The following is a 25977-nucleotide window of genomic DNA, read 5'->3' as shown; positions in this document are numbered from 1 at the left end:
CAAATGCGCCGCTTGGGGCAAAGTCACTCGGCTGCTTGCTCTGCCGCTCGGGTCTCTGCTTCGATGGCGGCGGCGCGGGCTTCGACCTGTTCGACAATGTGATCGATCATCGCGTCATTGCCCAGCTTGTGGCTTTGTTTGCCCGCAAGATAGACCATGCCCGACCCGTTGCCCCCGCCGGTAAAGCCCACATCCGTCATCAGCGCCTCACCGGGGCCATTGACGACGCAGCCGATGATGCTCAGGCTCATCGGGGTTTTGATATGCTCCAACCGTTGTTCCAGCGCCTCGACGGTCTTGATCACGTCAAAGCCCTGCCGCGCGCAGCTAGGGCAGCTGATGATGTTCACACCACGGTGACGCAGGCCAAGGGATTTCAGAATCTCGTAGCCGACCTTGACCTCTTCCACAGGGTCCGCAGACAGGGACACACGGATCGTGTCACCGATGCCCATCCACAATAGATTGCCCAGGCCAATGGCCGATTTGATCGTGCCAGAGGTCAGCCCCCCCGCCTCGGTGATGCCAAGGTGGATCGGAGCATCCGTCGCCTCGGCCAACTGCTGGTAGGCAGCGGCGGCCATAAAGACGTCAGAGGCTTTGCAGCTGATCTTGAATTCGTGGAAATCATTGTCTTGCAGGATCTTGATGTGATCCATCCCGCTTTCGACCATCGCATCGGGGCATGGCTCGCCGTATTTCTCAAGCAGGTGACGTTCCAGCGACCCTGCGTTGACGCCGATGCGGATCGAACAATTATTGTCCCGCGCGGCTTTGATCACCTCTTTGACGCGCTTTTCGTCGCCGATATTGCCCGGGTTGATCCGCAGACAGGCGGCCCCCGCCTCGGCGGCTTCGATTCCGCGTTTGTAGTGGAAATGGATATCAGCCACGATCGGCACCGATACCTCGCGCACGATCTCTTTCAGCGCCTTGGAGCTTTCGACATCCGGCACCGACACACGCACGATATCGGCCCCCACATCGGCAGCGGCCTGAATCTGCGCGATGGTCGCTTTGACATCCGTGGTCAGCGTGTTCGTCATCGTCTGCACCGTGATCGGCGCATCGCCCCCGACCGGCACATTCCCCACCATGATCTGACGGGACTTCCGGCGGTAAATGTTGCGCCACGGGCGAATGTGATTGAGGGACATGCAAAGCTACCTTTGGCAATGAAACAGTCGAAGGGTCTGTCAGGTTCGGTTCGCCCTACACCTATTCAGCCCGTCGCGTTGTTGCAATGGTATCCGGCTTATTCCGTCGGTGAAGTCGCCGCATTCTTCAGCTCGGCCACCATTGTCGCGAGCGCGGAATTCTCTTCCAGTACGGCCGGCTCGTAAAGCTCCGCCAGCGCCTGACGGTGCAGCGGCAGGTTCGACGTCACAGCCCCACGATCGCCAACAGGCCCGAAGTATTGTCCGTCCATCGCGAAATACAGCGCGCCGGATTCGCCGGTGCGCAGCGTCGGGGGCTCTTCAGTCGCGGGGATATCCCAGCTGTCGCCCTTGTTCATGATGCCTTCAAAGATAACCTTGCCATCTGCGGCGCGTACACGCACCCAGGACGGATAGGCTGCAACCATACGCAGCTGCGGCGCGGGCCCTTCGACCACCTGCGGCACGGCACCCGGCAACACATCGAGCGTATCCCGTTGGACCACGGTGTTTTCAGCGGTGCGCAGCGCATCCCCGACGGAAGGCGAAGGCGAGGTCGAGGCAAAGCTGCCGATACTGCGCGGATCAATCGAGGAAATCGGCGCATCCCGCGCGACCAGAACAGGCACATCCAGTGCGGCAGGACGATAAAGCCGGTCCAGCGCGTCGGAACGTGGCACAGCCATCGCGGTCGGCGCATCGGGGTCTTCTGTCGTTTCGGGGGCAGAGGCAAGCGCGCCTTGCAGCGGATCGAGGTCAGACAGCACAACAGGGGTTTCATCCACCGGAGAGACCTGCACGCGCTGCACTTCTTTCAGAACGCTCCACCCGCCATAGCCAATCCCGCCGATCAAAGCGACGAGCACCAGCAGCGAGCCCAAAGCACCGGGCTCTATTCGCGCCAGAAGGGAATCACCGACGGGGGTGAAGGGCGTCGCAGGGCGGGCAAAGATATCGCTCTCGCCATTGCGGGTCATACGCTCTTCGCGGGTGGGCTTTTTGACGACGGACGCTTTAGAGGACATGCCATGCGCCACGGCAAAACCGGATTCAGCGCAGAAGGCCGCGAACGCCTTGTCCGGGTCCATGTTCAGATAGCGCGCATAAGACCGCACGTAACCGGCAATAAATCCAGGTGTATCAAAGGCTTCCGGGTCGGCGTTTTCGATCGCGGCAATGTAGGATGCCTTGATCCGAAGCTCGCGTTGGACATCCAGCAGCGATTTACCAAGCGTCGCGCGTTCACCGCGCATCAGGTCACCAAGGCGCAAGTCGAACGCGTCGAAACCTTTGGCTTCAACTTGCTCGTTATCTGCCGACTTGGAAGACCACCGCCCAATCATAAAAATGTCCCGTAGCTATGCCCGCTGCCCTTAATCGAAACAACATGTTGATTCGAGATTAAGCTTTTCTTTCGATATCGGTAGCATAAATCAACGGACTATACGAAATATTCGGGGTCACCCCGCCATTTCGGCACGATTCAGCGCACAATGGGACCACAAAGCGTCCATCGCGTGGACCAGCCCTTCGATTTCCAGCGGGCCATGGACGGGCGACGGGGTAAAGCGCAAACGCTCTGTCCCGCGGGGCACGGTGGGGAAGTTGATCGGCTGCACATAGATGCCGTGATCCTCCAGCAGGCGATCCGACAGAATCTTGGTGTGTACGGGGTTTCCGACAATCACAGGGACGATATGGCTGCCGTGATCAATAATCGGCAGACCCAATCCCTTGAGCCGCAGTTTCAGCACTTTGGCTTGCTGCTGGTGCTTCTCGCGCAATTCGGGCGCGGTCTTGAGGTAGGCGACCGAAGCCGCAGCACCGGCGGCAACCGCTGGCGGCAGCGATGTGGTAAAGATGAAACCCGGCGCATAAGACCGGATGGCATCGCACATCTTGGCCGAGGCCGCGATATAGCCCCCCATCACGCCGTAGGCCTTGGCCAGCGTTCCGTTGATGATATCCAGCCGGTGCATCAGGCGATCACGCTCGGCAACCCCTGCCCCACGCGGGCCGTACATCCCCACGGCGTGGACCTCGTCGATATAGGTCAGCGCGCCGAATTCATCCGCAATGTCACAAATCGCCTCGATCGGGCCGAAATCGCCATCCATCGAGTAAATAGATTCAAAGGCGATCAGCTTGGGTGCGGCGGGATCATCAGCGGCCATAAGCGCGCGCAGGTGGTCCACGTCGTTATGGCGGAAGATACGCTTGGCCCCGCCATTGCGGCGGACCCCTTCGATCATCGACGCGTGGTTCAGCTCGTCGGAATAGATGATCAGGCCGGGAAACAACTTGGGCAGCGTGCTGAGCGTCGCGTCATTGGCGATATAGGCACTGGTGAACAGCAAGGCGGCTTCCTTGCCGTGCAGGTCCGACAGCTCTTCCTCGAGACGTTTGTGGTAAATCGTGGTGCCCGAGATATTGCGCGTCCCGCCCGACCCTGCACCTGTCGCATCAAGTGCTTCGTGCATCGCGGCCAGAACGACAGGGTTTTGCCCCATCCCGAGGTAATCATTCCCGCACCAGACGGTGATATTCTTCTCTTGCCCGTCGGGTTGGGTCCAGACAGCGTGGGGGAATTGACCATTGCGGCGTTCAATGTCGATGAAGGTGCGGTAGCGACCTTCCTCGTGCAGCCGGTCAATCGCCTGATCAAGCTGTTTGGTATAGTCCATTGCGCCTTGCTCCTTCGTCGGTGGCGGGACCAGCAAAGGCAACCGGATCATTCGCCATATTCGTGCTTTAGAATGAATATAGTTTAGAGCCATTCAATTCAATGCCTTAATAGGAACCGATTGTCGCAGGTGCCGCCCCGGGGCGCATCGCATCGCGGTCGGATGTCGCGCATCGGAAACCTGCACGCTGTCCCGCTTGGGTCAAAGGCATGTTTTTCAAGCGATTCTCACGCTGTATGGCGCGCAAGCTGCGGCCACCTCGGGCGGACCACTGGACACGGCCAAGCGCGCTGATACGGTCGCGGCAATCTTCACCCTGACAGAAAGGTTTACCCCCATGTCCCTACCCGACGTATTGGCACGGATCGATCATGATCTGGATGCGGCCACCGACCGGCTGCTCGATCTGCTGCGCATCCCCTCCATCTCGACTGACCCCGCGTTCAAGGAAGACTGCGACCGCGCCGCCGATTGGCTGGTCGAGGATCTGAACAGCATCGGCATCAAGACCACCAAACGCCCCACCCCCGGTCACCCGATGGTGGTGGGCCATGTGGACGGCCCCGCCGACAAGCCGCATATCCTGTTCTACGGTCACTATGACGTCCAGCCTGTCGATCCGCTGAACCTGTGGCACCGCGATCCCTTTGACCCCGCGGTCGAGGACACCGCAAAAGGCCGCGTGATCCGTGGGCGCGGTGCTGCAGATGACAAGGGCCAGCTGATGACCTTTGTCGAGGCGCTGCGCGCGTGGAAAGCGGTCAAGGGCGATTTCCCCTGCCGTATGACCTTCTTCTTCGAGGGCGAGGAAGAATCAGGCTCCCCGTCGCTGGTGCCCTTTATGGAAGAGAATGCCGACGAGCTACGCGCCGATTACGCGATGATCTGCGACACGGGCATGTTCCAGTCCAAGGTGCCGTCGATCGTGACGATGCTGCGCGGTTTGATGGGCGAAGAGGTCACCGTCACCGGCCCCGATCTTGACCTGCACTCTGGCATGTACGGCGGCGTGTCGATGAACCCCGCGCGCGTCCTGTCCAAGGTCATTGCCTCCCTGCACGATGACACGGGCCGCATCACGGTGCCCGGTTTCTATGACGGCGTGCCAGAACTGCCCGACGATATTCAGGCGCAGTGGCAAGGGCTTGCCTTTGATCATGACAGTTTCCTTGGCGATGTGGGCCTGTCGAAACCCGCCGGCGAACAGGACCGCATGCCGATCGAGATGATCTGGTCGCGCCCCACTTGCGAGGTCAACGGCATGTGGAGCGGATACACAGGTGCCGGTTTCAAGACCGTGCTGCCCTCGCAGGCCCACGCCAAGATCAGCTTCCGTCTGGTGGGCACCCAGGACCCTCACGTCATCCGCGAAAGCTTTCGCAAGATGGTAACCGAAATGATGCCCGAGGACTGCGAAGCGACGTTCCACGCCCACGGGTCGAGCCAAGGATCGGTCTTCGAGACCACTGCCCCCGCATTCGAAGATGCCCGCAAAGCGCTGACCGATGAATGGAACGTTCCCGCCGCCTATGTCGGCTGTGGCGGATCGATTCCCATTGCGGGGCATTTCCAGAAAATTCTGGATACCACACCGGTGCTGATCGGATTCGGCAAAGACGACGACGCCATCCACTCCCCGAACGAGAAATACGACCTCGAAAGCTTCCACAAGGGAATCCGAAGCTGGGCACGTATTCTGGATGCGATGACGTAAGCAAACGGGCGGGCCTAACGGCCCGCTTTTCCCTTTTTAGGACGAGGTAAATCATAAATCTAAAAAGGGAGAAGTGGCGCGGTTGACGGGGCTCGAACCCGCGACCCCCGGCGTGACAGGCCGGTACTCTAACCAACTGAGCTACAACCGCCCACTGCGTACTTCGTCGTTGCCGTCGAAGCGTTTGGTGGTGATAGGGTTTGCTCGCGATGGCGTCAAGCGGGGTTTTGCATGGATCGGCAGGAAAATTGAAATTTTCTTTGATCCGCCGTCAGACTCCCTGCCCGACCTACCTCGCGCCCAAGAAAAAACCCGCGCTTTGATGCGCGGGTTTGGCTTATTTATCGGAGTATGTGCCCCAGACGTGATCACTGGGCGCTGGCGGCATATCCTTGGTCTGATGCAGCCTGTGCAAATTCACCTTGGCGATGAAATTGCCGGTGATGGGGGCTGTGACGAACAAGAATGCCATTACCAGAATCTCGTGCAGGGACCCTGTGCCGGAGGCGAAGGAATAGATCATCGCCGCCATCAGCAGCGACCCCACGCCTAGTGTCGATGCTTTGGTCGGCGCGTGCAGACGGGACATGCAGTTGTCGAGCTTGATCAGACCGATGGAACCGACAAGGGTAAAGAACCCGCCCACGATCAGCAGGGCCGAGATGATGATTTCGGGGATTAGCGGTAGATCACTCAATGATATCACCTCGCAGTACAAAGCGCGCGATGGCCACGGTCGACACAAAGCCAAGCATGGCAAAGATCATCGCACTTTCAAAATAGATGTCGGTGCCCAAACGCATCCCCAGCAGGATGATCAGGGCAATCGCATTCACCACCATCGTATCCAGCGACAGGATACGGTCGCCGGTATTGGGGCCTTTCAACAACCGCAGCATCGCCAGAAGCTGCGAGACCGCGACAGCGACAAAGGCGATATTCAATGCAATCAGAATCATTCGAAAATCTCCTTCAGGCGACGCTCGTAGCGCTGTTTGATATCGTCACGCACCTCGTCGGGGTTTTCTGCATCCAGCGCATGGACCAGCAAGGCTTTCCCGTCTTCGGACACATCCGCCGACACTGTTCCGGGCGTCAGGGTGATTGTTCCCGCCAGCAGGGTGATCGCCTCGGGAGTGCGCAGCTCTAGCGGGATGACGACCCAGGCGGGGCGCATGTTCTTGTTGGACTTGAACAGGACGATCATCGCGACCACGACGTTGGCGACCAGAATATCCCACATGACCATGATCAGATAGCCCAGAAGCTTGACCGGTTTCGCGACCGGCGGGCGGTCAGGCCAATAGGCCGCGGTGGCAATCGGGATCAGCAGCCCCAGAATGACACCAAAGACAATTGTGCCAAGCTTGATTTCATTGACCAGCAGACACCAGGCAATCGCGAGGATCGCCGTCAGCATCGGGTGCGGAAGCAGTCGGGACAACATATCAGTGATCCTTTTCTGGTGCGGCGGCATCCTCTGCGCCGTGGTCCTCTGTCGCATCGGCTGATCCTTCGGCATCGCCGTGGTCATCCTCTGCGTGATGGTCCGTGATCTCTTTACCCGGCGTGGTCAGGACCACCGCAAGATAGCGTTCGGGGCTAAACAACTGGGCAGCGGTCGCATTCAGCACGCGGGTCATGGGCCCCGCCGCAACGGTCAGCGCGACAAGCAGGGCGAGCAACCCGCCAATGGCCACCATCGGCAAGACGCCCTGCCCCTCGGCAACAACCGGCGCCTCATCACCCTCGGCAGGTTCTGGGGCGGACTGGTGCGCTTTCCAGAAAATCTGGCTCCCCGCGCGGGAGAAACCAACAACCGCGATCAGCGACCCGACAAGGATCACACCCCAGACCCACCACATCAGGTCAGCGCTGCGTGCCGCGTCAAGGATCAGCAGTTTGCCCAGAAAGCCCGAGAGCGGCGGCAGACCGGTCATGGCAATCGCCGCGACAAAGAACATACCCGCGACAAGCGCCCCACCTGCCAGCGGCGGCGCATCGACAAAGGACACCTCGGCCGTGCCGCGACGGGTGCGGATCACGTCGATCAGCAAGAACAATGCTGCGGCGGCAAAGGTGGAATGGATCGCATAATAAAGGGCGGCGGAAATTCCGGCGGGGGTAAAGACCGACACGGCAGCCAGCAGCATGCCCATCGACCCGATCACCGAGAACGCGACCATGCGGTCGGCTCTTTTGGCCCCCAACACGCCCGCCATACCAAGTGCGACGGTCAGCAACGCGGCAGGCATCAGCCAGACATCAAACAGCCCCTGCGTGATCTCAAGATCGGGGGGGAAAACCAGCGTGTAGAAACGGATGATACAATAGGCCCCGACCTTGGTCATGATCGCGAACAGCGCAGCCACGGGGGCCGGTGCCTCGCTATAGCTGGCGGGCAGCCAGAAATGCAGCGGCAGGATCGCGGCCTTGACCGCAAAGACCAGCAACAACAGCACCGCCGCGACGCGAATACCCGCACCATCGCCCGCATCCAACGTCGCCACACGCATCGCCAGATCGGCCATGTTCAGCGTGCCTGTCTCGGCATAGATCGTACCAAGGGCAAAGAGGAACAGGGTCGAGCCCAGCAGGTTATACAGCACATATTGCGTCCCCGCGCGCAGACGCCGTTGCCCGCCCGCGTGGATCATCAACCCGTAAGAGGCGATCAACAACACTTCGAAGAAAACAAACAGGTTGAAGGCGTCACCGGTCAGGAAGGCCCCGAGAATGCCCATAAGCTGGAATTGGAACAGCGGATGAAAATGCCGCCCGCGGTTATCCCAGCCCGACCCGATCGCATAAAGCAGCACCGGCACGGCCAGCACACAGGTCAGCAGGACCATGAGCGTCGACAGACGATCCGCGACCAGCACGATACCGAAAGGTGCCGCCCAGTTGCCAAGCTGGTACAGGCTGACCGTCCCGTCGGAGGCTTGCCAGAACAGCCCAAGCGCCAGTGCCAGCAGTCCCAGTGTGCCCGTAACGGACAGCACCCGTTGGATCAGCAGGTGATAGCGCGCGGCCAGCACCATGAACGCCGCCAGCATGGCTGGCAGAACGATCGGAAGAATAAGCCAATGGGTCATGCTGGGCCTCCTCCGCGTGGGGAGGGTTCTGCGGTATCGGCCTTGGCCAGCGTGTCGGGTTCGTTGACCAGATCATCGCCCGCGCTGAGGTAGGACCCGACCGCGATCATCACGACCACGGCTGTCATCCCAAAGGAGATCACGATCGCCGTCAGCACCAGCGCTTGGGGCAGCGGATCGGTATAGACCTCGACCCCGTCGCGCAGGATCGGCGGGGCGTTCAACGCCAGCCGCCCAGAGGCGAACAGGAACACATTGACCGCATAGCTGATCAGCGAGGTGCCGATGATCACGGGAAAGGTACGCAGGCGCAGGATCAAATAGATCCCGGCAGCAGTGAGAACGCCAATGGCGGACGCGACTAAAAGCTCCATATCAGGTCTCCGTCTCGGTTTTCGGTTCATCCCGTGACGGGTCGATATCCATTGCATGTTCGCTTTCCTCGATGCCGGCGCGACGGCCCAAGCGCGAGAAACTTTCCAGCGACAGCATCACCGCGCCGACAACAGCGAGGAAGACCCCAAGGTCAAAGCCCATAGCGGTGGCGAGCTCGAATTTCTCCATCGGGGGGATGCGGAAGTAGCCAAAGGCAGAGGACAGGAACGGCGCACCGGCAAACCACGCACCGATACCGGTCAGACCAGCGCAAAGCACCCCTGCCCCGATGATCCCGTGGTAATGATAGCGCTGGCGCTTGTCCGCCCAGGCAAAGCCGCTGGCCATATATTGCATCACGACCGCGATCGCGACCACCAGACCGGCGACAAAACCACCGCCCGGTTCGTTGTGACCGCGCAGGAAGATATAGACACCGACCAGCAGAACGACAGGCATCAACACGCGTGTCAGCACCACCATCATCAGCGGATGCGCATCGCCCGCGCGCTCTTCCTCATAGCCACGGTTCAGCAGACGCGCGCGCACAGGGCCGGACATCAGCGCCTCTGTCAGGGCATAGATCACCAGCGCGGCGATCCCCAGAACGATGATCTCGCCAAAGGTGTCGAAGCCGCGGAAATCCACGAGGATCACGTTGACCACATTGGTGCCGCCGCCGCCTTTGTAGGAATTGGCAAGGTGGTAGTCCGCGATAGAGGCAATCGGGAAATCCGACATCAGGATCGAATAGATCAAGCCGGCTGCCGCCAGCCCTGCCACGACCGATACCACGATATCGCGGCTGCGGTGCAGAATGGTGCTTTCCTTAGGCGTGCTGTTGGGCATGAAGTTGAGCGCCAGCAGCAACAGGACAATCGTCACCACCTCGACCGAGATCTGCGTGAGCGCCAGATCCGGGGCCGAGAAATAGTTGAACCCGACCGATACCATCAAGCCGATGATCCCCATCAGGATCAGAACCGCCAGACGGTTGCGATGTACCGTCACAAGGAAACCCGTCGCGATCATCAGCATCAGCCAACCGGCAAAGCCGACGGGTGTGATGGGCAGCATCGCGCGCGCGGGGGCGCCATCGGTGCCGGTAAACCACGCATGCGCCCCGATGGCGACGACGGCGGTCACGAAGACGGCAGCGTAGCGGGTAAAGGACCCGTTGTGCAGCCGCTCCGATACCAGACTGGCAAGACCCACGGCCGCGGCGATGATACGGTCAAAGATGTCCTTGGCCTCGGGGCGCGGTGTGGCGGCCCAAAGACGCGCCAGCGGGCCGAAGGCGGCGAGCAGCAGCAAACCACCCACCACAGCAATCGCCGACATGCCGAGGGCGGGCACGAAGCCGTGCCACAGCTTGATATGCGCGCTTGGCATCTCGGCGGCAGAGCCGATGACAGCTTGGGTCACGGTGCGCACAAAGGGTTCAGCCAGGAACGGTGCCACACCGATCACGATCACGGGGATGATCAGCAAGGCGGGGGAAATCCACAGGCCAAACTCGGGGTCGTGGGGTTTGGCGGGGTAATCGTTCCGCTCTTTGCCCAAGAAGGTATGCGCAATAAACCGGAAGCTATACGCGGCCGAGAAAAGCGCGCCGAGCGTCGCCACTGCCGCCACCAGATAGGGCGAGCCGAACAGCGTGGTGTGCAGCGCCTCTTCCAGCATCATCTCTTTGGACAGGAACCCGTTGAGCAGTGGAATACCCGCCATCGACAATGCGGCCAACGTGGCAATCGCGAAGGTGATCGGCATCAGACGGCGCAAGCCCCCCAGTCGGGTCATATCGCGGGTGTGGACCGCATGATCCACGATGCCCGCGCTCATGAACAAGGCCGCCTTAAAGCTCGCGTGGTTCAGAATGTGGAACACCGCCGCCATCGCCCCAAAGGAGGTGCCCGTGCCCAGCAGGAAGGTGATCAGCCCCAGATGCGACACGGTGGAAAATGCCAGCAGCGCCTTGAGGTCGTTTTTGAAAATCGCGATTAGCGCGCCAAGCACCATCGTGATCAACCCGGCAGAGCAGACCAGCACGATCCAGATTTCAGTGCCCGACAGCACCGGCCACATGCGCGCCATCAGGAACAGCCCCGCCTTCACCATCGTGGCAGAGTGCAGATAGGCCGACACCGGCGTCGGGGCCGCCATCGCGTGCGGCAGCCAGAAGTGGAAAGGGAACTGCGCGGATTTGGTGAAACAGCCCAGCAGGATCAGGATCAGCGCAGGCAGATACAGCGGCGACGCTTGGATAAGCTCGCGGTTCTCGAGGATCACGGTCAGGTCATAGCTGCCTACGATCTGCCCCAACAGCAGCATGCCACCGATCATCGCCAGACCGCCCATCCCCGTCACGGTCAACGCCATCCGCGCGCCCTGACGCCCTTCGGGCAGATGCTTCCAGAACCCGATCAGCAGGAAGGACGACAGCGACGTCAGCTCCCAGAAAATGAGCAACATCAAGATGTTATCCGACAGAACAATCCCGACCATCGCACCTTGGAACAGCAGCAGATAGGTAAAGAACGCGCCCATATTGTCGTCACGCGACAGATAGAACCGCGCATAAAGGATAATCAGCATCCCGATGCCAAGGATCAGACCCGCGAACATCAGCCCCAGCGGGTCGAGGAACAGGTTCACGTTCAACCCCAGCTGCGGCAGCCACGAGAGGCTGGCGGTCACGACCTCGCCTGCAAGAACGGCCGGTGCATGTGTCGCAAGGCCGATCGCGGCGCAGGCCGTCACCAGAAAGGTCACCAAAAAGCAGCTTTGACGGCCTGCCTGATACATCAGGCCGGGCAGCAAGGCGCCAAGAAACGGGAGGGCTATAATCAGGAACAAAGACATGGCCGCAACTATGTCATGAGCCGCGCCAAAACGACCAGCCCTCTTTTCGCAAATTGCGATGGAAAAATACGGATTTATGAGGGCTTCTTGTCGCAGCAATTGAACTTTGCCGCGGCGCGATGATCCAATTTAGGGCCATTTCACGAATATGTAAGAGAGCAACCGCATCCGCCGCACAAAAAAATGCGGCAGTCGTCTAACTGCCGCATCACATTTGATAATTCCGCGCGCCTTGAGGCGGTGCGGGGCCTACAGATTCTCCTGGTCTTCGGGTAGCGCCCCTTTGAAACCGGTGGCGACCACGAATTTCTCGGAACTGTCGGACCGGCTGGCGGGGGGTTTGATATTGGCGACCTTGGTAAACCGACGTTTGAGGAGCTGTTGCAAGTCGCCCTCCGCCCCGCCGGCCAGCACTTTCGCGACAAACGTGCCGCCATCCTCAAGTACGTCAAAAGCAAAATAGGCCGCGGCTTCGCACAGCGCGATGATCCGGTTGTGGTCGGTCTGTTTGTGGCCCGAGCTTGACGCCGCCATGTCGGACATCACCACATCGGCCTTGCCCCCCAGCCAGCCTTTAACAATCTCGTCCGCGTCGTCTTCCATGAAATCAAGCTGGTGCAATTCGCAGCCTGCAATCGGCTCCATCTCTTGCAGGTCGATCCCCAGAATGGTCCCGACATTCTTGCCCTTTTTCTCGCCCAGAACATTGCAACGTTTGACCGCGACCTGACACCAGCCACCAGGGGCCGCGCCTAGGTCAACGATACGCGCACCGGGCACCAGAAAGCGGTATTTGTCGTCCAGCTCCATGATCTTGTATGCCGCGCGCCCGCGATAGCCTTCGGCGTTGGCGCGTTTGACATAAGGATCGTTCAACTGGCGCTGCAACCAACGGGTCGAGCTGAGCTTGCGCCCGCGGGCCGACTTGACCTTGACCTTAAGGTCACGCTGGCCGCGCCCTGATGTATTCTTGCCAGTGGGGGTCTTCCCGCCCGACGCACCGCCCGTGGGCGTCTTGCCTGTCGGAGTTTTCGCCATCAGCCTAATCCTTCTTCCAAAACGCCATCCGCGCTCATCTGGGCATATAGCAGCCCCTCGCGCAGACCACGGTCTGCAACACTTAATCTATCCGTCGGCCAGCACCGCATCAACGCCTGCAAAATCGCGGCCCCCGACATGATCAACGCCTGACGGTCCAACCCAATACGCGGATCGGCACGCCGCCCGCCCGGCCCCATCGCGAGATAGGAATGGATCACCTTGTCGATCTGCGCCGAGGTCATGCGAAGCCCGTCCACCTTGGTCCGGTCGTAGCGCTTTAGCCCCAAATGGCTGGCAGCAACAGTGGTGACCGTGCCCGAGGTGCCGACAATCTGGAAATGGTCCTGCGACTGGATCGACTGATAGGGGGTGAAGTCGGTCAGGTTCTCCTCGAAGAACCAGCTCATCAAGGCAAAGCGTGCGGCGTCGTCTTCCACGTCAGAGAATTGATCGCGCAAGGTCGCCACGCCCAGAGGCACGCTGATCCAGTCGACCACACGCGCGGCGGGCACGTCCGTTTTCGCCTGATGGAAGCCCCCATGCAGCCGCATGATGGATTGCGCACGGTCCGCCTTTGGCACCTTCGAGATGTCGATCCAGACCAATTCGGTCGAACCGCCGCCAATGTCCACCACCAGCAGGTTGTGGGTCTTGCGGTTTACCAGCGGCGCGCAGGAAATCACGGCAAGCTGCGCTTCTTCCTCGGGCTTGATAATATCAAGCTTGAGCCCTGTCTCGCGCTGGATACGCTGCATGAATTCCGCACCGTTGGCGGCACGGCGGCATGCCTCGGTCGCGACAAGCCGCATCCGCCGCACCTTGTTGCGGCGCAGCTTTTGCTGGCAGATGCGCAATGCCTGAATGGTACGCGTCATCGATCCGCGCGACAATCGCCCGGTTTTCTCAAGCCCTGCCCCAAGCTGGACAGACTTCGAGAAGCTATCGACGACATGGAAACCGCTGCCTTTTGGCTGTGCGATCAGCATGCGACAACTATTTGTGCCCAGATCAAGGGCCGCATAAAGTTCGGTCGATCTGGGCGGAACTGGCGCGGGGCTCAGAGCCGGCGGTACATCGAGCGCGCCCGCACCTTTGGGACGCTGTGGCGCCATGATTGCGCCTTTCATATTGAGTTGCCCCCAAGGTAGTGTTTCTGCGGACAAGGGGCAAGCGGGAAACCAGAGATCCGGCACCGTAAGCTTATCGTCGCCCTCACAACCATCTTGAGAATTATGACGCCCCGCCCCCCTCGCCTGTCGCGGTTGCGCGCTGTAATGTGACCACGTCGCAGACGCCGTTCTGAATGTCGAAAAACGGCGACGGGGACAGATCAACAGCCGCTAAGAAAAACAAGCACAGCAGAGGAATCAATCATGCCCGAAGTTACCATCGTCTATTGGCGTGATATTCCTGCGCAGGTCATCGTCGGCAAAGGCCGTCGCGGGTCCAAGCGTCCGCTGCCCGAACGGTTCGAACAGGCCATCGACCGTGCCGCGATGAAAATCGGCGCGGATGACAGCGATGCCTATCTGGCCGAATGGCGCAAGGCCGATCCCTATACGGTCGACGGCGAAGCCGACGCCGTGGCCGATGCAGAGGTCGCGCGCATCGACGCAGAGTTCGACCGTGACCGCATCAAGACGCTGATTGCCAATGACGGCTGGGCCTGACCGCCCGTTGCCGGTGCAAAAGTTGATCCCCTCATGAAAGAAATGCTCATGTCCCTTTTGAACTTCCGGCGCAAAGAAGCCCCCGTGTCTGATCTGCCTACCCCCGAGGTCGCTTCCTTTTTGCGCGACTACTCGATCGAGGTGATGCCCCGCACGGCGGAAAAGGTCGAAGACTTCCGCGATCTGCTGCCCGAGGGAACACGGGTCTATATCGCGCATATCGATGGCACCCCGATCGAAGACATGGTCGCCACCGCCGCGCGGCTCAATGCCGACGGCTACAAGGTTATGCCGCACTTCCCTGCCCGCATCATCAAGGATCGTGCCACGCTGGAAAACTGGATCGCCATGTATCAGGGCGAGGCTGACGTACGCCAAGCCTTGCTGTTGGCAGGCGGCGTCACAACGCCCCACGGCGATTTCAGCGACTCCATGCAGCTGATGGACACGGGCCTGTTTGACAAACACGGGTTTGAGCGTCTGCACATCGCGGGCCACCCCGAGGGCAACCGCGACATCGACACCGATGGATCACGTCTGCGGGTGGATGATGCGCTGCGCTGGAAGCAGGGGTTTTCCGAACGGACGGACGCGAAGATGGCCATCGCCACTCAATTCGCATTCGAGGCACAGCCGATCATCGAATGGGCCGATAGCCTGAAACACGCGGGCATCGACCTGCCGATCCACATCGGCATTGCAGGCCCCGCCAAGCTGCAAACCCTGATCAAATTCGCCATCGCCTGCGGGGTCGGCCCTTCGCTGAAGGTGCTGCAAAAGCGCGCGATGGATGTCACCAAACTGCTGTTGCCCTACGAGCCGACAGATGTGATCACCGAACTGGCTGCCCACAAAGCCGCCAACCCAGATTTCAACATTACCCATGTGCATTTCTTCCCGCTGGGTGGGATCAAGACGAATGCCAATTGGGCCATTGAAAATGGCGGACCCGCTGCTCAACCAGCCAACTCCGTCTAAGGAAAGACTGAACACCATGACCAGAACTGTCGTCGAATCCAAAACAAAAACAGCGATCATCGGCTTTGACGAGCCCTTCTGCGTGATCGGGGAACGTATCAACCCCACCGGCCGCAAGATCCTCGCCGAAGAGCTGGAGCGTGGCGATTTCAGCCGCGTCGAGGCGGATGCCATTGCGCAAGCCGCGGCGGGCGCGAATATTCTGGACGTGAACTCGGGTGCCGTTTTCTCGAACAAGATGGCCGAAGACGCCCGCTATGCGGATAATAACTTTGTCGAACCGATGCTGATGCCCGAACTGATCCGCGTCGTGCAAAACGTCGTCGACATCCCGCTGTGCATCGACAGCTCGGTCCCCGGTGCGCTGGAAGCGGGTCTAGAGGCCTGCGAGGGTCGCCCGCTGCTGAACTCGGTCACGGGCGAGGAAGAGCGGCTGGAGCTCGTGCTGCCACTGGTCAAGAAATACAACGTGCCTGTGGTTGCGATCTCGAACGACGACACGGGCATTTCCGAAGATCCCGACGTGCGTTTCGACGTTGCCAAGAAGATCGTAGAGCGCGCGGCCGACTTCGGTATTCCGGCCCATGATATCGTGGTCGACCCGCTGGTCATGCCCATCGGCGCGATGGCGACGGCGGGGCATCAGGTCTTTACCCTTGTGCGCCGTCTGCGCGAGGAACTGGGCGTGAACACGACCTGCGGTGCCTCCAACATCAGTTTTGGCCTGCCCAACCGTCACGGCATCAACAACGCTTTCCTGCCGATGGCAATGGGCGCTGGCATGACCTCGGCGATCATGAACCCGATCACCCTGCCCGTGAACCAGACCAAGATTGCCGAGAAGAAGGCCGAACTGGTGACGGCGGGCATTATCCTGCCGGACGAGATCGACGACGAAACCTTTGTGACGCTCTTCGGGATGGGATCGACCAAACCCACCCCCGGCAAAGAGATGGAGGCGATCCGCGCCGCCAACTTCCTGTTCGACCGCGACCCTCACGGCACCGAATGGATCAAGTTCAACAAGGTCGCGCCCAAGGCCGGTCAAGAAGGGCGTGGTCGCGCCGGCCGCAAGGGTGGCCGCCGCCGGTAATGGGGATTCTCCCTACCCCCAAGGTCAAAATCCCCGCAAACCACGGTTTTGCGGGGATTTCTTTTGTGTTCAGGCCAGTGTTTAACCCGTCCAGCGCTTGACCCCACATCCCACACACGCATGATCACGGCGCAAAGCTATACTATGCCTTGTATTGTCTTTGACATAGAACGACGGCCCCGAACGCACGGGCCTGCTGTCTAACTTCTGTCAAAGTTTCAACACATCCGTATGCCTAGATTGCTTTGCAAAGACGCAGTCCGTGGGTGAATGAATGACAACGTGCTTTGAAGGTGTAGCTATGCAGCCCGTGTTCTGGGCTGCCGCAAGCGTGAGCGCTGTCGCCGCGGTCGTTATGGTCTGCATGCTGAAATACCAGCACTTCCACGGCAAGCGGTTCTACGGCCTGACCTTCATCGCCATGATCTGGACCCTGATCACCGTCGGGGCCGAAGCCTCCACCCCGTCCTTTGCCTGCCAGTTCGACATGGCCGTCGTCGCATGGCTGGGCAATGCGCTGGTACCTGTGGCGTGGTGCTTCTTTGTCTTCGCCTATGTGCATCAGGCCGAATGGCTGTCGAAAAAGCGTGTGGTGGCCGCGCTGGTGCTGGTGCCCGTGGGCTGCTTTGTCTTTGCCGCGACAAACGCGATGCACCAGCTGGTCTATACCGCCGAGACTGCCATCCTGCCCGGTGACCGGCAGATCACCTATATCCACGGGCCGGGGTTCTTTGCGATAACGGTGCTGCTATACAGCTTTGTCGCCGCGACCTTCTATGCGCTGATCAAGGCCTTCGCCCGTTCGCGCCGCTCTGCCTGGCCGCTGCTGACGATGCTGGCGGTGGTCACGATCACCCCGTTGACCGCCAATGCGTCTTATGTGCTGTTCGGCTTTACCGTCTTCGGGCTGGACCCGACGGCGTTTATGTTCACCGTCGGTATCCTGGCCTTTACCTTCATGCTGCTGACAAACAAGACGATGGATATGGCGTCGATCGGGCAGTCGATCCTGTTCAATACGACCAGCGAACCGGTGATCCTGATCGACAACAACCGCCGTGTCGCGCTGATGAACTCTGCCGCGAAACGCAGCGGGTTGTGCAACCTGTCGGAAGCCGAAGCTAACGCCCTGTTGGCCAAGATCGACACCCGCAGCCCCCGCACGACGGACGCTTCCCTGACCATCGAACAGCGCATCTATGACCCACGTATCCAGGAAATCGAAAGCCCGTTGGATCCGAACGGTGCCATTCTGGGGTGGAGCATCACGCTGGTCGATATCACCGACCGTATCGTCATCACCCGCGCCCTTGAAGACGCGCTGCTGCGCGCCGACGAAGCCAACCGCGCCAAGGATGAATTCATCTCTGTCGTCAGCCACGAGCTGCGCACGCCGCTTACCTCGCTCAAGGGGGGGCTGGCGCTGGCGCTTAGCGGGCGTTTGGGCGAGATCGACGCGCGCATCCGCTCCCCCCTCGAAATTGCGCAGCGCAACGGGATGCGTCTGTCCCGTCTGGTCGATAACATCCTGCTGGCGCAAAAGATCGACGTAGACGCGCTGTCGCTGGACGCGCTGCCGGTCGATCTGGGGGCGCTACTGAAAGAAAGCCTGGAAGAGAACAAGATGTTCGCCGCCGAGCAGAAGATCGACCTCGTGCTGCCGAAAGGTGATCAAACCGCAACGATCACCGGTGACGCCTTTGCCCTCCGCCAGATCATCGACAACCTCGTGTCCAACGCCATCAAATTCTCTGAACAAGGCAGCACCGTTGAAGGCAGCCTGTCTATCCGCAACGGCCATGTGCGCCTGTCGATCAAGGACAGCGGCCGCGGCATCCCCGACGGTATGGAGGGGCAGGTCTTTGGCCGCTTTGAACAGGTCAAGAACGGCGGGCAATATGCGACACAGGGGTCCGGTCTGGGGCTCCATATCTCGCAACAGCTGGCCCGGCAGATGTCGGGAAAATTGTTCTACGACAGCGTTGTCGGCGAAGGCACGACCTTCCACATGGAATTTGCCACCGTCGCCGCACGGCAGCCCGCCGTGATCCTGTCAGCCGCTGACAATACGGACGACACCCCTACCTCCGCAACGACTGGCGACACGCCAGAAGCCGTGCAGGCCTGAGGGCGAAGCCCCACACAAACATAGCTCATTCAAGGGAAGATGGCGGACCCTAGAGGATTCGAACCTCTGGCCTCTGCCTTCGGAGGGCAGCGCTCTATCCAGCTGAGCTAAGGGTCCATCTAGGGGCGGTATAGCCAGACTACCCGCCCCCTGCAATTACAAAATCAGCCTTGGGTCACGCAAACAAATCATGCGCCAGTTCAAGCGCCTCGATCAGCGTGTCGATCTCGGCATTGGTGTTGTACATCCCGAAGGACGCGCGGCAGGTGGCGGTCTGGCCCAGATGCTGCATCAGCGGCCCGCAACAATGCTGACCCGCACGTACCGCCACGCCCTTTTTATCAAGAATGGTAGAGATATCATGCGCATGCGCCGCCCCGTCCAGCGTAAAGCTAAAGATCGCGGCCTTGTCCGGCGTGGTGCCCTGCACCTGCACCCAGTTCAGCCCCGACAGGCGCGACACGGCATAATCGCGCAAGGATGCCTCATGGGCGGCAATATTCTGCATCCCGATGTTCATCATATAGTCCAGCGCCACGCCCATGCCGATGGTCTGCACGATGCCGGGAGTGCCCGCCTCGAACTTCATCGGGGCATCGTTATAGGTGATGCCGTCTTTGGTGACCTCGCGGATCATATCGCCGCCACCCAGAAACGGGCGCATCTCGGCCATGCGATCAGGGTTGATATAGATCGCGCCGGACCCCGAGGGACCATAAAGCTTGTGACCCGTGATCGCGTAGAAATCGCAGCCGATATCCTGCACGTCCACAGGCATGTGCACCGCCGCCTGCGACCCGTCAACCAAGACGGGCACGCCTTTGGCATGAGCCCCTGCGGTGATCGCCTTGACGTCCACCACCGTGCCCAGAACATTCGACACCTGCGTCACGGCAATGAGCTTGGTCTTGGGGGTGATGGCGTCGATCACGGCTTGCGGATCAAGCGCGCCAGCGGCGTCGACATCGACCCATTTGATCACAACACCCTGACGCTCGCGCAGGAAATGCCACGGCACGATATTGGCGTGATGCTCCATCACCGACAGGATGATCTCGTCCCCCGCCTGCAGGTTCGGCATGGCCCAACCGTAAGCGACCAGATTGATCCCCTCTGTCGTGCCGGAGGTAAAGACGATGTGATCCTCGTTTCCGGCATTCAGGAACCGCGCCACAGTGCCACGCACGGATTCATACTGATCGGTTGCCAGATTAGAAAGATAGTGCAAGCCGCGGTGAACATTGGAATATTCATGGCTGTATGAGCGGCTGATCGCATCAATCACGACCTGCGGCTTTTGGGCCGAGGCCCCATTGTCGAGATAGACCAGCGGCTTGCCGTTCACCTCGCGCGACAGGATCGGAAAGTCGCTGCGGATGGCGTTTACGTCATACATCAAGAAGCACTCCTTGGGCGGCAACGCCCACGATAGAGAGAAGCAGGCTAAGCCCCAGAACGATGGCCGCCATAGAAATCAGCAAAACGCCGACAGCCTTGCCCAGTCCGGTAAAGTTAAAGGCGGCGGCGACGAAGTTGACCAATATCCAAAGCCCGATAAGGCCCGTCGCCAAGGATGCCAGCACCGACACCCCCGGAGAGATGAACATCAGCAGGAAAATCGCCACCTGCGCGATGATGCGCAGGATCTGCAAGAACACCACCAGTGCCAGCACATCGCCAAGGTCGCCTTCGCCCCCAAGCGCACGCCCGGCCCAGTAAAGCCCGTGGGTCGTGATCACCAGGACGCCCGAGAGCAGGACAAACATCGCCAGCGGACTGGTAAAGAACGCAGGCATCGCGGGCGTCGGTTGCAGCACCAGACTGACCGAGAAGATCAACGTGTTGATCGCCGCTGCCAGCGCCAGCGCGGTCCACAGCACGTCCCGCCCGAGCTGCCATCCCATGATCTGGTTCGCGGCAGCACGCGGGTCACGCAGGCTGAGCACGACCAGCTCGGTCAGAACCGATCTTGTATCAGGGGCATTCATGAGCGTGTCCGATATGCGACCAGCAACCCGCTGATCCAAAACCATAAAAACACGCAAAGCCAGACCAGACCGACGATGCGCAATTCGATCCCTTCGCCGACGAACCCTGCCGTCAGCCCGTGCAACAGCACAAGCGGGCTGGACGCCAGCAAGGCCCAGAAAAGCGCCAGACGCGTGCTATAGCCGCTGGGGCGGCCGCGCATCACCCTAAGGATGATCTGCGTCCCCGCCGCCAGCATGTAGAAAATCAACGGCGCGATGAACAGCCATGCCAGCAGGGTCGCCCCCAGCAGCATGTCAAGCTCGGTGCCGTTGACATGGGCTTCGCGGGCCAGACGCGGGGTCTGGGCCACGAAAAAGATGAGACACGCGACCATCAGATAGACCAGGTTGCGATCCTCCCGCGGGCCCTGCCCCAACAACCGCCGCACAACGGCGGCGGGGTTGCGGTAGCTGGCCACGATATCGCGTGTCGCCGCCATCAGGCTGCGTGCCGCTCAAGCCACGCGGCAAGCCGTGCGGTGATCTCTTCGCGCAGGGTCTCGTCCTCGATCTCTTCGACGGCCTCGGCCAGGAAGGACAAGGTCAGCAGATCCGTCGCGACGTTATGTGGCACACCGCGCGAGCGGAGATAGAACAGCGCGTCCTCGTCGATCGCCCCCGAAGTGGAGCCGTGCGAACAGGCCACGTCATCGGCGTAGATCTCAAGCTCTGGCTTGGCAAGGAACTGGCTGTCTTCGTCCAGCAGCAACGACTGGCTGATCTGGTAGCCATCGGTCTTTTGCGCACCGGCTTTGACCAGGATCTTCCCTTGGAACACACCGGTCGCCCCGTTGCGCAGTACCTTCTTGAACACCTGACGGCTTTCGCAGTTCACCGCGTCATGGGTGATGAACACCGTGTCGTCGTGGTGGAAATCCCCCCCGTCGCCCACACAGGCCCCCGCCACATGGGCCGCAGCATCGTCACCCGTCAGCTCGATCACGCAATCGTTGCGCGTCATCACGCCATTGGCGGTCAGCGTAAAGGATTTGAACGCGGACTCAGTCCCCAAACGGGTAAAGATGTGCGTCGCGGCACGTTGTTCGTGATCGCGGCCTTGGGCGCGCACGTGGTGGAAAGACGCATTATCCGCGATTTCGACCTCAAGCACACCGTTAAAGCGCGCGGCGACGGGGCCGTTCTCCAGCAGCGTGAATTCAGCGCCGGCGTCCAGCTTGACGACGTGGTGCAGCATGACATCCGCTGTCTCGGAGGTCCGGCGATAAACGATATTCACCGGCTTCGAAACTTTGTCCGTCACATGGATCAGCACACCATCTGCAGCAAAGGCCGTGTTCAGCGCCGCCAAGGGGCGTGCCACAGGCGTCTGGCCGTTCTTTTCCAACGTCCCATAAAGATCACGCGCCCAATGCAGGTCGGCATCCGCTTGGGCCAGCCGTTCGATGGTGATGCCCTCAAGCGCCAGATCGTCCGACGCATCGGCATCGAACACACCGTCGACGAACACCAGCTTCAGCCGGTCGATCTGATCAAACAGGGCCACGTCTTCCGACGCGCGCACCGCGGCAGAGACCGCCTGCGGCTGGGTCAGCGTATCGGGGCGGGTGTATTTCCAGTATTCGTCACGACGCTCGGGCAGACCTGCCTGTTGCAGACGGGACAACGCATCCTTGCGTGCCGCATCGGACCAGCCCCCTTGGGGCAGGTCCAACGTGGCGATCAACGCCTCGGTCGGGGTTTGTTGTGTCGCTGCTTCGGCCATTACGCCACCTCGGACAGGATGTCGGCATACCCGTTGTTCTCGACTTCCAGCGCCAGCTCGGGGCCGCCGGTCTTGATGATGCGGCCATCAGCCATGATGTGCACCACATCGGGTTTGATGTGGTCCAGCAGACGCTGGTAGTGGGTGATCACAAGGAAACCACGGCCTTCGGTGCGCAGCGCGTTCACGCCATCAGCGACCAGTTTCATCGCATCGACGTCCAGACCGGAATCCGTTTCGTCGAGGATGCACATTTTCGGCTCAAGCATCGCCATCTGCAAGATCTCGTTACGCTTCTTCTCACCACCCGAGAAGCCCATGTTCACGGGGCGCTTCAGCATGTCGGCGTCGATCTTCAGCTCTTTGGCGCGGGCACGCACAACCTTGAGGAATTCCGCGGCAGACATCTCTTCTTCGCCACGGGCCTTGCGCTGCGCATTCACAGCGGTGCGCAGGAAAGTCATGTTGCCAACGCCGGGGATTTCAACGGGGTACTGAAAGGCGAGGAACAGGCCAGCGGCCGCGCGCTCTTCTGGCTCGAGGTCCAGCAGGTCGATGTCACCCAGATGGGCGGAGCCTTCGGTGACCTCGTAGCCGTCTTTGCCGGACAGCACATAGGACAGCGTGGATTTACCGGACCCGTTCGGCCCCATGATCGCGTGAACCTTACCGGCTTCGACTTCCAGATCGACACCCTTCAGGATTTGCTTGTCTTCTTCTTCCAGTTTGACCTTCAGGCCTTTGATGCTCAGCATGATGGGTTCCTTTTCTTGCGCTTTGGCGCTGCAATGACAGTGAATTGAGTGAATGAAAACCCCGTCGCGGGGCCGTCATCGGTGTAAGATTTCATGCCGCCCTCCCCGCCTGTAAGGCTTTGGGAAAGCGGGCATAAAGAGCGGTGCGGCAGGCATCTATGCCCGCCTGATAGGAAAGCGGTGACAGCGGGTCGGGCAGAACCGCCGTCGGGATGTCCTCGACGTTGATCGGGGCCCGCAGAGGCCGACCGACCGAGGCCGCGTAATCCAGATATTTCAAGCGCGACTGCCCGATGGGGGCCAGCCAGCTGTTGGGCACGCCGTAGGCATCAGCCACGATCAACCCGTGCAGCGAAGACGCAAACACATGATCACAGGCCGCAATCGCCGCGCAGACATCCTGCGCTTGCCCGCGCGGGCCAATCAGCTGATACCGCGCGTCACTGGCGATCAGAGCCTGCAACACAGGGTCCTCCACCAGCGAATGATGCGGTACGATGCCGATCTTGCCATTGGGCGCGCGGTCTTGCGGCCACACGGCGTTGATCAACAGACCGGGATCGCCAAACTCCGACAGCTCCAACCCCAGCAGCGCGGCAGTGATCGGCCCACGGACCAGGGCGATATCGACATGATCGACAAACCCCGTCCCCTGCACCGGATGCAACAGGCCCGCCCCCCAGATCACCGGGCGGTGATCCTGCGGCTCGCTAAAGTTGCGCTTGACCACCTGCAAAAGCGACCCGATGGCCCAGACCTCCGCCTTGCGCACACCGGCATGTTCCACAGGCCGGCCCGCGACATGGGCCAACACCACAGGGCTAATGGCGTCCCCGAAATTCGGGACCGCCTTCCACCAGTGCAGGCGCAAGGGAGTGGTGTCCGCCGATGCCTGCATCAGAGCGCTGCGCCTTTGGTCCTTACGGTGATCATTCGCCATCCCCCTTGCGCAGCACCAACAGGGCCACACGGATTGCAGCGTAGATCATCGCAAAGATCAGCATCTGGAAGAACGTGTTCTCGAAGGCGACGAGCGTCAGCCCGCCCCCGCGAAACAGCGCCATCAGCACCCAGAAAACGAGTGCGGCAATGGTCACGTCCCATGTCAGCTTGCGCATCATCGCGATTACCCCACGGACCCTTCAAGCGAGATCGCAACAAGCGCTTGTGCTTCCATCGCGAACTCCATCGGCAGCGCCTGAAGCACGTCCTTACAGAACCCGTTCACGACCAGGGCAACCGCCTCTTCCTCGTCCATGCCGCGCGAACGGCAGTAGAACAGCTGATCGTCGTCTACCTTTGATGTGGTCGCCTCATGCTCCACCCGGCTGCTGTTATTCTTGACCTCGATGTAAGGCACAGTGTGGGCCCCGCATTTATCGCCGATCAACAAGCTGTCGCACTGGGTATAATTGCGCGATTCCTTGGCTTTGGGGTGCATGGTCACCAAGCCGCGATAGGTGTTCTGCGCCTTGCCCGCCGAAATCCCCTTGGACACGATGCGCGATTTGGTGCGCTTGCCCAGGTGGATCATCTTGGTGCCGGTGTCGGCCTGCTGCATGTTGTTGGCGATGGCGATGGAATAGAACTCACCCTGGCTGTCGTCGCCGCGCAGAATGCAGGACGGATATTTCCACGTCACGGCAGAGCCGGTTTCGACCTGCGTCCACATCACCTTGGCACGGTCGCCACGGCAGTCTGCACGCTTGGTTACAAAGTTGTAGATCCCGCCCTTGCCGTCTTCATCACCGGGGTACCAGTTCTGAACGGTCGAGTATTTCACCTCGGCGTCTTCCTCGATGATGATTTCAACCACCGCGGCGTGCAGCTGCGACTCGTCGCGCTGCGGCGCGGTACAGCCTTCAAGGTAGGACACATAGGACCCCTTGTCGGCAATGATCAGCGTGCGTTCAAACTGACCGGTGTTTTCGGCGTTGATGCGGAAATAGGTCGACAGCTCCATCGGGCAGCGCACGCCCGGTGGCACATACACGAACGACCCATCGGAAAAGACGGCCGAGTTCAGCGTCGCATAGAAGTTGTCATTCACCGGCACGACCGAACCAAGGTATTTCTTGACCAACTCGGGGTGTTCGCGGATCGCCTCGGAGATAGAGCAGAAGATCACGCCCGCCTTTTTCAGCTCGTCCTGGAAGGTGGTCCCGACCGAAACAGAGTCAAAAACCGCATCCACAGCCACCTTGCGGGGCTCGTCGCCAATCTTCTCTGCGCCTTCGACGCCTGCCAGAATCGCCTGCTCTTTCAAAGGGATACCCAGCTTTTTATAGGTCTCCAGCAGCTTGGGATCGACATCATCCAGGCTCTTGGGTTTTTCCGCCATCGATTTCGGACGCGCATAGTAATACTGCTGCTGAAAGTCGATTTCCGGATAGTCGACCATCGCCCAGTTCGGCTCTTTCTTGGTCAGCCAGCGTTCGTAGGCGGCCAGACGCCATTCCAGCATCCATTCGGGCTCTTCGTTCTTCTCCGAGATCAGCTTGACGATATCGGCGTTCAGACCCAAGGGGGCATAGTCCATCTCGATATCTGTGGACCACCCGTATTTATAGGCACCGCCGACTTCGCGCACGGCATCCACGGTTTCCTGATCAACGCCCTCTTTAACGCCGGTGTTCGGGTCGTCCTTGACCAAAGTGCTATCCATGCTTTTC

General features: G+C 60.2%; 24 protein-coding genes and 2 tRNA genes. 5 read left to right on the top strand and 21 right to left on the bottom strand.

From position 1 onward, the window contains the following. Positions 1 to 23: 23 nt before the first annotated feature. The 3 genes from ispG to hemA all read right to left on the bottom strand — a co-directional run bounded on the left by ispG (position 24) and on the right by hemA (position 3841). Positions 24 to 1157 carry a flavodoxin-dependent (E)-4-hydroxy-3-methylbut-2-enyl-diphosphate synthase gene (gene ispG / locus B4F27_RS05000; RefSeq protein WP_286759031.1) on the bottom strand — a complete coding sequence of 378 codons (1134 nt, stop codon included), beginning with the start codon at positions 1155 to 1157 and terminating at the stop codon, positions 24 to 26. A gap of 98 nt (positions 1158 to 1255) precedes the next feature. Further along, entirely contained in the window at positions 1256 to 2500 is a 1245-nt protein-coding gene (locus tag B4F27_RS04995) for a helix-turn-helix domain-containing protein (protein ID WP_286759030.1), read from the bottom strand. 117 nt (positions 2501 to 2617) lie between these two features. Next, positions 2618 to 3841: a 5-aminolevulinate synthase gene (gene hemA, locus B4F27_RS04990; RefSeq protein WP_037944163.1), complete on the bottom strand. Its 1224-nt coding sequence runs from the start codon at positions 3839 to 3841 to the stop codon at positions 2618 to 2620. 337 nt (positions 3842 to 4178) lie between these two features. Between hemA and B4F27_RS04985 the strand changes: the two genes are divergently transcribed. After that, positions 4179 to 5555 carry a M20/M25/M40 family metallo-hydrolase gene (locus tag B4F27_RS04985; RefSeq protein ID WP_286759029.1) on the top strand — a complete coding sequence of 459 codons (1377 nt, stop codon included), beginning with the start codon at positions 4179 to 4181 and terminating at the stop codon, positions 5553 to 5555. A 74-nt stretch (positions 5556 to 5629) separates the two neighbouring features. On the opposite strand, the gene B4F27_RS04980 is transcribed toward B4F27_RS04985, so the two are convergent. From B4F27_RS04980 to B4F27_RS04940, 9 genes are all read right to left on the bottom strand, one after another. Further along, a tRNA-Asp gene (locus B4F27_RS04980) sits at positions 5630 to 5706 on the bottom strand. Between the two features lie 186 nt (positions 5707 to 5892). Next, a complete protein-coding gene (locus tag B4F27_RS04975; RefSeq protein WP_064215750.1) occupies positions 5893 to 6252 on the bottom strand; it encodes a Na+/H+ antiporter subunit G in 360 nt (119 codons plus the stop codon). Then, on the bottom strand, positions 6245 to 6514 hold the full coding sequence (locus tag B4F27_RS04970; RefSeq protein WP_005853262.1) for a K+/H+ antiporter subunit F: 270 nt from the start codon (positions 6512 to 6514) through the stop codon (positions 6245 to 6247). Before B4F27_RS04970 ends, B4F27_RS04975 begins: the two co-directional genes overlap by 8 nt. After that, complete coding sequence (locus B4F27_RS04965) at positions 6511 to 7002, bottom strand: Na+/H+ antiporter subunit E (RefSeq protein WP_286759028.1); 492 nt, start codon at positions 7000 to 7002, stop codon at positions 6511 to 6513. Before B4F27_RS04965 ends, B4F27_RS04970 begins: the two co-directional genes overlap by 4 nt. Before the next feature lies 1 nt (position 7003). Next, complete coding sequence (locus B4F27_RS04960) at positions 7004 to 8650, bottom strand: monovalent cation/H+ antiporter subunit D (RefSeq protein ID WP_286759027.1); 1647 nt, start codon at positions 8648 to 8650, stop codon at positions 7004 to 7006. Further along, positions 8647 to 9024: a Na+/H+ antiporter subunit C gene (locus B4F27_RS04955; protein WP_237279098.1), complete on the bottom strand. Its 378-nt coding sequence runs from the start codon at positions 9022 to 9024 to the stop codon at positions 8647 to 8649. The genes B4F27_RS04960 and B4F27_RS04955 overlap by 4 nt, the downstream gene beginning before the upstream one ends. A gap of 1 nt (position 9025) precedes the next feature. Further along, on the bottom strand, positions 9026 to 11887 hold the full coding sequence (locus tag B4F27_RS04950) for a monovalent cation/H+ antiporter subunit A (protein WP_286759026.1): 2862 nt from the start codon (positions 11885 to 11887) through the stop codon (positions 9026 to 9028). A 249-nt stretch (positions 11888 to 12136) separates the two neighbouring features. Beyond that, positions 12137 to 12925 carry an RlmE family RNA methyltransferase gene (locus B4F27_RS04945; RefSeq protein ID WP_286759025.1) on the bottom strand — a complete coding sequence of 263 codons (789 nt, stop codon included), beginning with the start codon at positions 12923 to 12925 and terminating at the stop codon, positions 12137 to 12139. Beyond that, positions 12925 to 14040 (bottom strand): Ppx/GppA phosphatase family protein, encoded by a 1116-nt coding sequence (locus tag B4F27_RS04940; RefSeq protein WP_005853251.1) that lies wholly within the window; start codon positions 14038 to 14040, stop codon positions 12925 to 12927. Before B4F27_RS04940 ends, B4F27_RS04945 begins: the two co-directional genes overlap by 1 nt. A gap of 261 nt (positions 14041 to 14301) precedes the next feature. Between B4F27_RS04940 and B4F27_RS04935 the strand changes: the two genes are divergently transcribed. The 4 genes from B4F27_RS04935 to B4F27_RS04920 all read left to right on the top strand — a co-directional run bounded on the left by B4F27_RS04935 (position 14302) and on the right by B4F27_RS04920 (position 18797). Then, the gene (locus tag B4F27_RS04935; RefSeq protein WP_064215753.1) at positions 14302 to 14598 is read left to right on the top strand and encodes a virulence factor; all 297 of its coding nucleotides are present in this window, start codon (positions 14302 to 14304) and stop codon (positions 14596 to 14598) included. A gap of 48 nt (positions 14599 to 14646) precedes the next feature. Then, positions 14647 to 15576 carry a methylenetetrahydrofolate reductase gene (locus tag B4F27_RS04930; protein WP_286759024.1) on the top strand — a complete coding sequence of 310 codons (930 nt, stop codon included), beginning with the start codon at positions 14647 to 14649 and terminating at the stop codon, positions 15574 to 15576. Positions 15577 to 15592: 16 nt separating this feature from the next. After that, positions 15593 to 16669: a dihydropteroate synthase gene (locus B4F27_RS04925; RefSeq protein ID WP_074635009.1), complete on the top strand. Its 1077-nt coding sequence runs from the start codon at positions 15593 to 15595 to the stop codon at positions 16667 to 16669. A 274-nt stretch (positions 16670 to 16943) separates the two neighbouring features. Then, positions 16944 to 18797 carry a sensor histidine kinase gene (locus tag B4F27_RS04920; protein ID WP_286759023.1) on the top strand — a complete coding sequence of 618 codons (1854 nt, stop codon included), beginning with the start codon at positions 16944 to 16946 and terminating at the stop codon, positions 18795 to 18797. A 40-nt stretch (positions 18798 to 18837) separates the two neighbouring features. On the opposite strand, the gene B4F27_RS04915 is transcribed toward B4F27_RS04920, so the two are convergent. From B4F27_RS04915 to sufB, 9 genes are all read right to left on the bottom strand, one after another. Beyond that, a tRNA-Arg gene (locus B4F27_RS04915) sits at positions 18838 to 18914 on the bottom strand. Positions 18915 to 18972: 58 nt separating this feature from the next. Next, positions 18973 to 20193 (bottom strand): cysteine desulfurase, encoded by a 1221-nt coding sequence (locus B4F27_RS04910; RefSeq protein WP_286759022.1) that lies wholly within the window; start codon positions 20191 to 20193, stop codon positions 18973 to 18975. Further along, positions 20186 to 20785, bottom strand: a complete 600-nt coding sequence (locus B4F27_RS04905) for a Yip1 family protein (RefSeq protein WP_074635012.1) — start codon at positions 20783 to 20785, stop codon at positions 20186 to 20188. The genes B4F27_RS04910 and B4F27_RS04905 overlap by 8 nt, the downstream gene beginning before the upstream one ends. Continuing rightward, positions 20782 to 21267 (bottom strand): hypothetical protein, encoded by a 486-nt coding sequence (locus tag B4F27_RS04900; protein ID WP_005853239.1) that lies wholly within the window; start codon positions 21265 to 21267, stop codon positions 20782 to 20784. Before B4F27_RS04900 ends, B4F27_RS04905 begins: the two co-directional genes overlap by 4 nt. Then, entirely contained in the window at positions 21267 to 22550 is a 1284-nt protein-coding gene (gene sufD, locus B4F27_RS04895) for a Fe-S cluster assembly protein SufD (RefSeq protein ID WP_286759021.1), read from the bottom strand. Before sufD ends, B4F27_RS04900 begins: the two co-directional genes overlap by 1 nt. Then, positions 22550 to 23305: a Fe-S cluster assembly ATPase SufC gene (gene sufC / locus B4F27_RS04890; protein ID WP_005853235.1), complete on the bottom strand. Its 756-nt coding sequence runs from the start codon at positions 23303 to 23305 to the stop codon at positions 22550 to 22552. The genes sufD and sufC overlap by 1 nt, the downstream gene beginning before the upstream one ends. A gap of 91 nt (positions 23306 to 23396) precedes the next feature. Then, on the bottom strand, positions 23397 to 24203 hold the full coding sequence (locus B4F27_RS04885) for a polysaccharide pyruvyl transferase family protein (RefSeq protein ID WP_286759020.1): 807 nt from the start codon (positions 24201 to 24203) through the stop codon (positions 23397 to 23399). A 31-nt stretch (positions 24204 to 24234) separates the two neighbouring features. After that, a complete protein-coding gene (locus B4F27_RS04880) occupies positions 24235 to 24426 on the bottom strand; it encodes a hypothetical protein (protein WP_005853232.1) in 192 nt (63 codons plus the stop codon). A gap of 5 nt (positions 24427 to 24431) precedes the next feature. Beyond that, complete coding sequence (gene sufB / locus B4F27_RS04875; protein WP_005853229.1) at positions 24432 to 25970, bottom strand: Fe-S cluster assembly protein SufB; 1539 nt, start codon at positions 25968 to 25970, stop codon at positions 24432 to 24434. Positions 25971 to 25977: the final 7 nt, after the last annotated feature.

The sequence above is a fragment of the Sulfitobacter sp. UBA1132 genome (genome assembly GCF_002311545.1).
Lineage (GTDB): Bacteria > Pseudomonadota > Alphaproteobacteria > Rhodobacterales > Rhodobacteraceae > Sulfitobacter > Sulfitobacter pontiacus.
Note: the sequence above shows the minus strand (reverse complement) of the source record. Positions and strands in the feature narration are given on the sequence as shown.

Coding starts and splice junctions, on each gene's coding strand:
- B4F27_RS04900 (WP_005853239.1), bottom strand. CDS start 21,267: ATGGCGGCGACACGCGATATCGTGGCCAGCTACCGCAACCCCGCCGCC.
- sufD (WP_286759021.1), bottom strand. CDS start 22,550: ATGGCCGAAGCAGCGACACAACAAACCCCGACCGAGGCGTTGATCGCC.
- B4F27_RS04905 (WP_074635012.1), bottom strand. CDS start 20,785: ATGAATGCCCCTGATACAAGATCGGTTCTGACCGAGCTGGTCGTGCTC.
- sufB (WP_005853229.1), bottom strand. CDS start 25,970: ATGGATAGCACTTTGGTCAAGGACGACCCGAACACCGGCGTTAAAGAG.
- ispG (WP_286759031.1), bottom strand. CDS start 1,157: ATGTCCCTCAATCACATTCGCCCGTGGCGCAACATTTACCGCCGGAAG.
- hemA (WP_037944163.1), bottom strand. CDS start 3,841: ATGGACTATACCAAACAGCTTGATCAGGCGATTGACCGGCTGCACGAG.
- B4F27_RS04920 (WP_286759023.1), top strand. CDS start 16,944: ATGACAACGTGCTTTGAAGGTGTAGCTATGCAGCCCGTGTTCTGGGCT.
- sufC (WP_005853235.1), bottom strand. CDS start 23,305: ATGCTGAGCATCAAAGGCCTGAAGGTCAAACTGGAAGAAGAAGACAAG.
- B4F27_RS04925 (WP_074635009.1), top strand. CDS start 15,593: ATGACCAGAACTGTCGTCGAATCCAAAACAAAAACAGCGATCATCGGC.
- B4F27_RS04885 (WP_286759020.1), bottom strand. CDS start 24,203: ATGCAGGCATCGGCGGACACCACTCCCTTGCGCCTGCACTGGTGGAAG.
- B4F27_RS04985 (WP_286759029.1), top strand. CDS start 4,179: ATGTCCCTACCCGACGTATTGGCACGGATCGATCATGATCTGGATGCG.
- B4F27_RS04955 (WP_237279098.1), bottom strand. CDS start 9,024: ATGGAGCTTTTAGTCGCGTCCGCCATTGGCGTTCTCACTGCTGCCGGG.
- B4F27_RS04960 (WP_286759027.1), bottom strand. CDS start 8,650: ATGACCCATTGGCTTATTCTTCCGATCGTTCTGCCAGCCATGCTGGCG.
- B4F27_RS04965 (WP_286759028.1), bottom strand. CDS start 7,002: ATGTTGTCCCGACTGCTTCCGCACCCGATGCTGACGGCGATCCTCGCG.
- B4F27_RS04910 (WP_286759022.1), bottom strand. CDS start 20,193: ATGTATGACGTAAACGCCATCCGCAGCGACTTTCCGATCCTGTCGCGC.
- B4F27_RS04995 (WP_286759030.1), bottom strand. CDS start 2,500: ATGATTGGGCGGTGGTCTTCCAAGTCGGCAGATAACGAGCAAGTTGAA.
- B4F27_RS04940 (WP_005853251.1), bottom strand. CDS start 14,040: ATGGCGCCACAGCGTCCCAAAGGTGCGGGCGCGCTCGATGTACCGCCG.
- B4F27_RS04935 (WP_064215753.1), top strand. CDS start 14,302: ATGCCCGAAGTTACCATCGTCTATTGGCGTGATATTCCTGCGCAGGTC.
- B4F27_RS04950 (WP_286759026.1), bottom strand. CDS start 11,887: ATGTCTTTGTTCCTGATTATAGCCCTCCCGTTTCTTGGCGCCTTGCTG.
- B4F27_RS04930 (WP_286759024.1), top strand. CDS start 14,647: ATGTCCCTTTTGAACTTCCGGCGCAAAGAAGCCCCCGTGTCTGATCTG.
- B4F27_RS04970 (WP_005853262.1), bottom strand. CDS start 6,514: ATGATTCTGATTGCATTGAATATCGCCTTTGTCGCTGTCGCGGTCTCG.
- B4F27_RS04880 (WP_005853232.1), bottom strand. CDS start 24,426: ATGATGCGCAAGCTGACATGGGACGTGACCATTGCCGCACTCGTTTTC.
- B4F27_RS04945 (WP_286759025.1), bottom strand. CDS start 12,925: ATGGCGAAAACTCCGACAGGCAAGACGCCCACGGGCGGTGCGTCGGGC.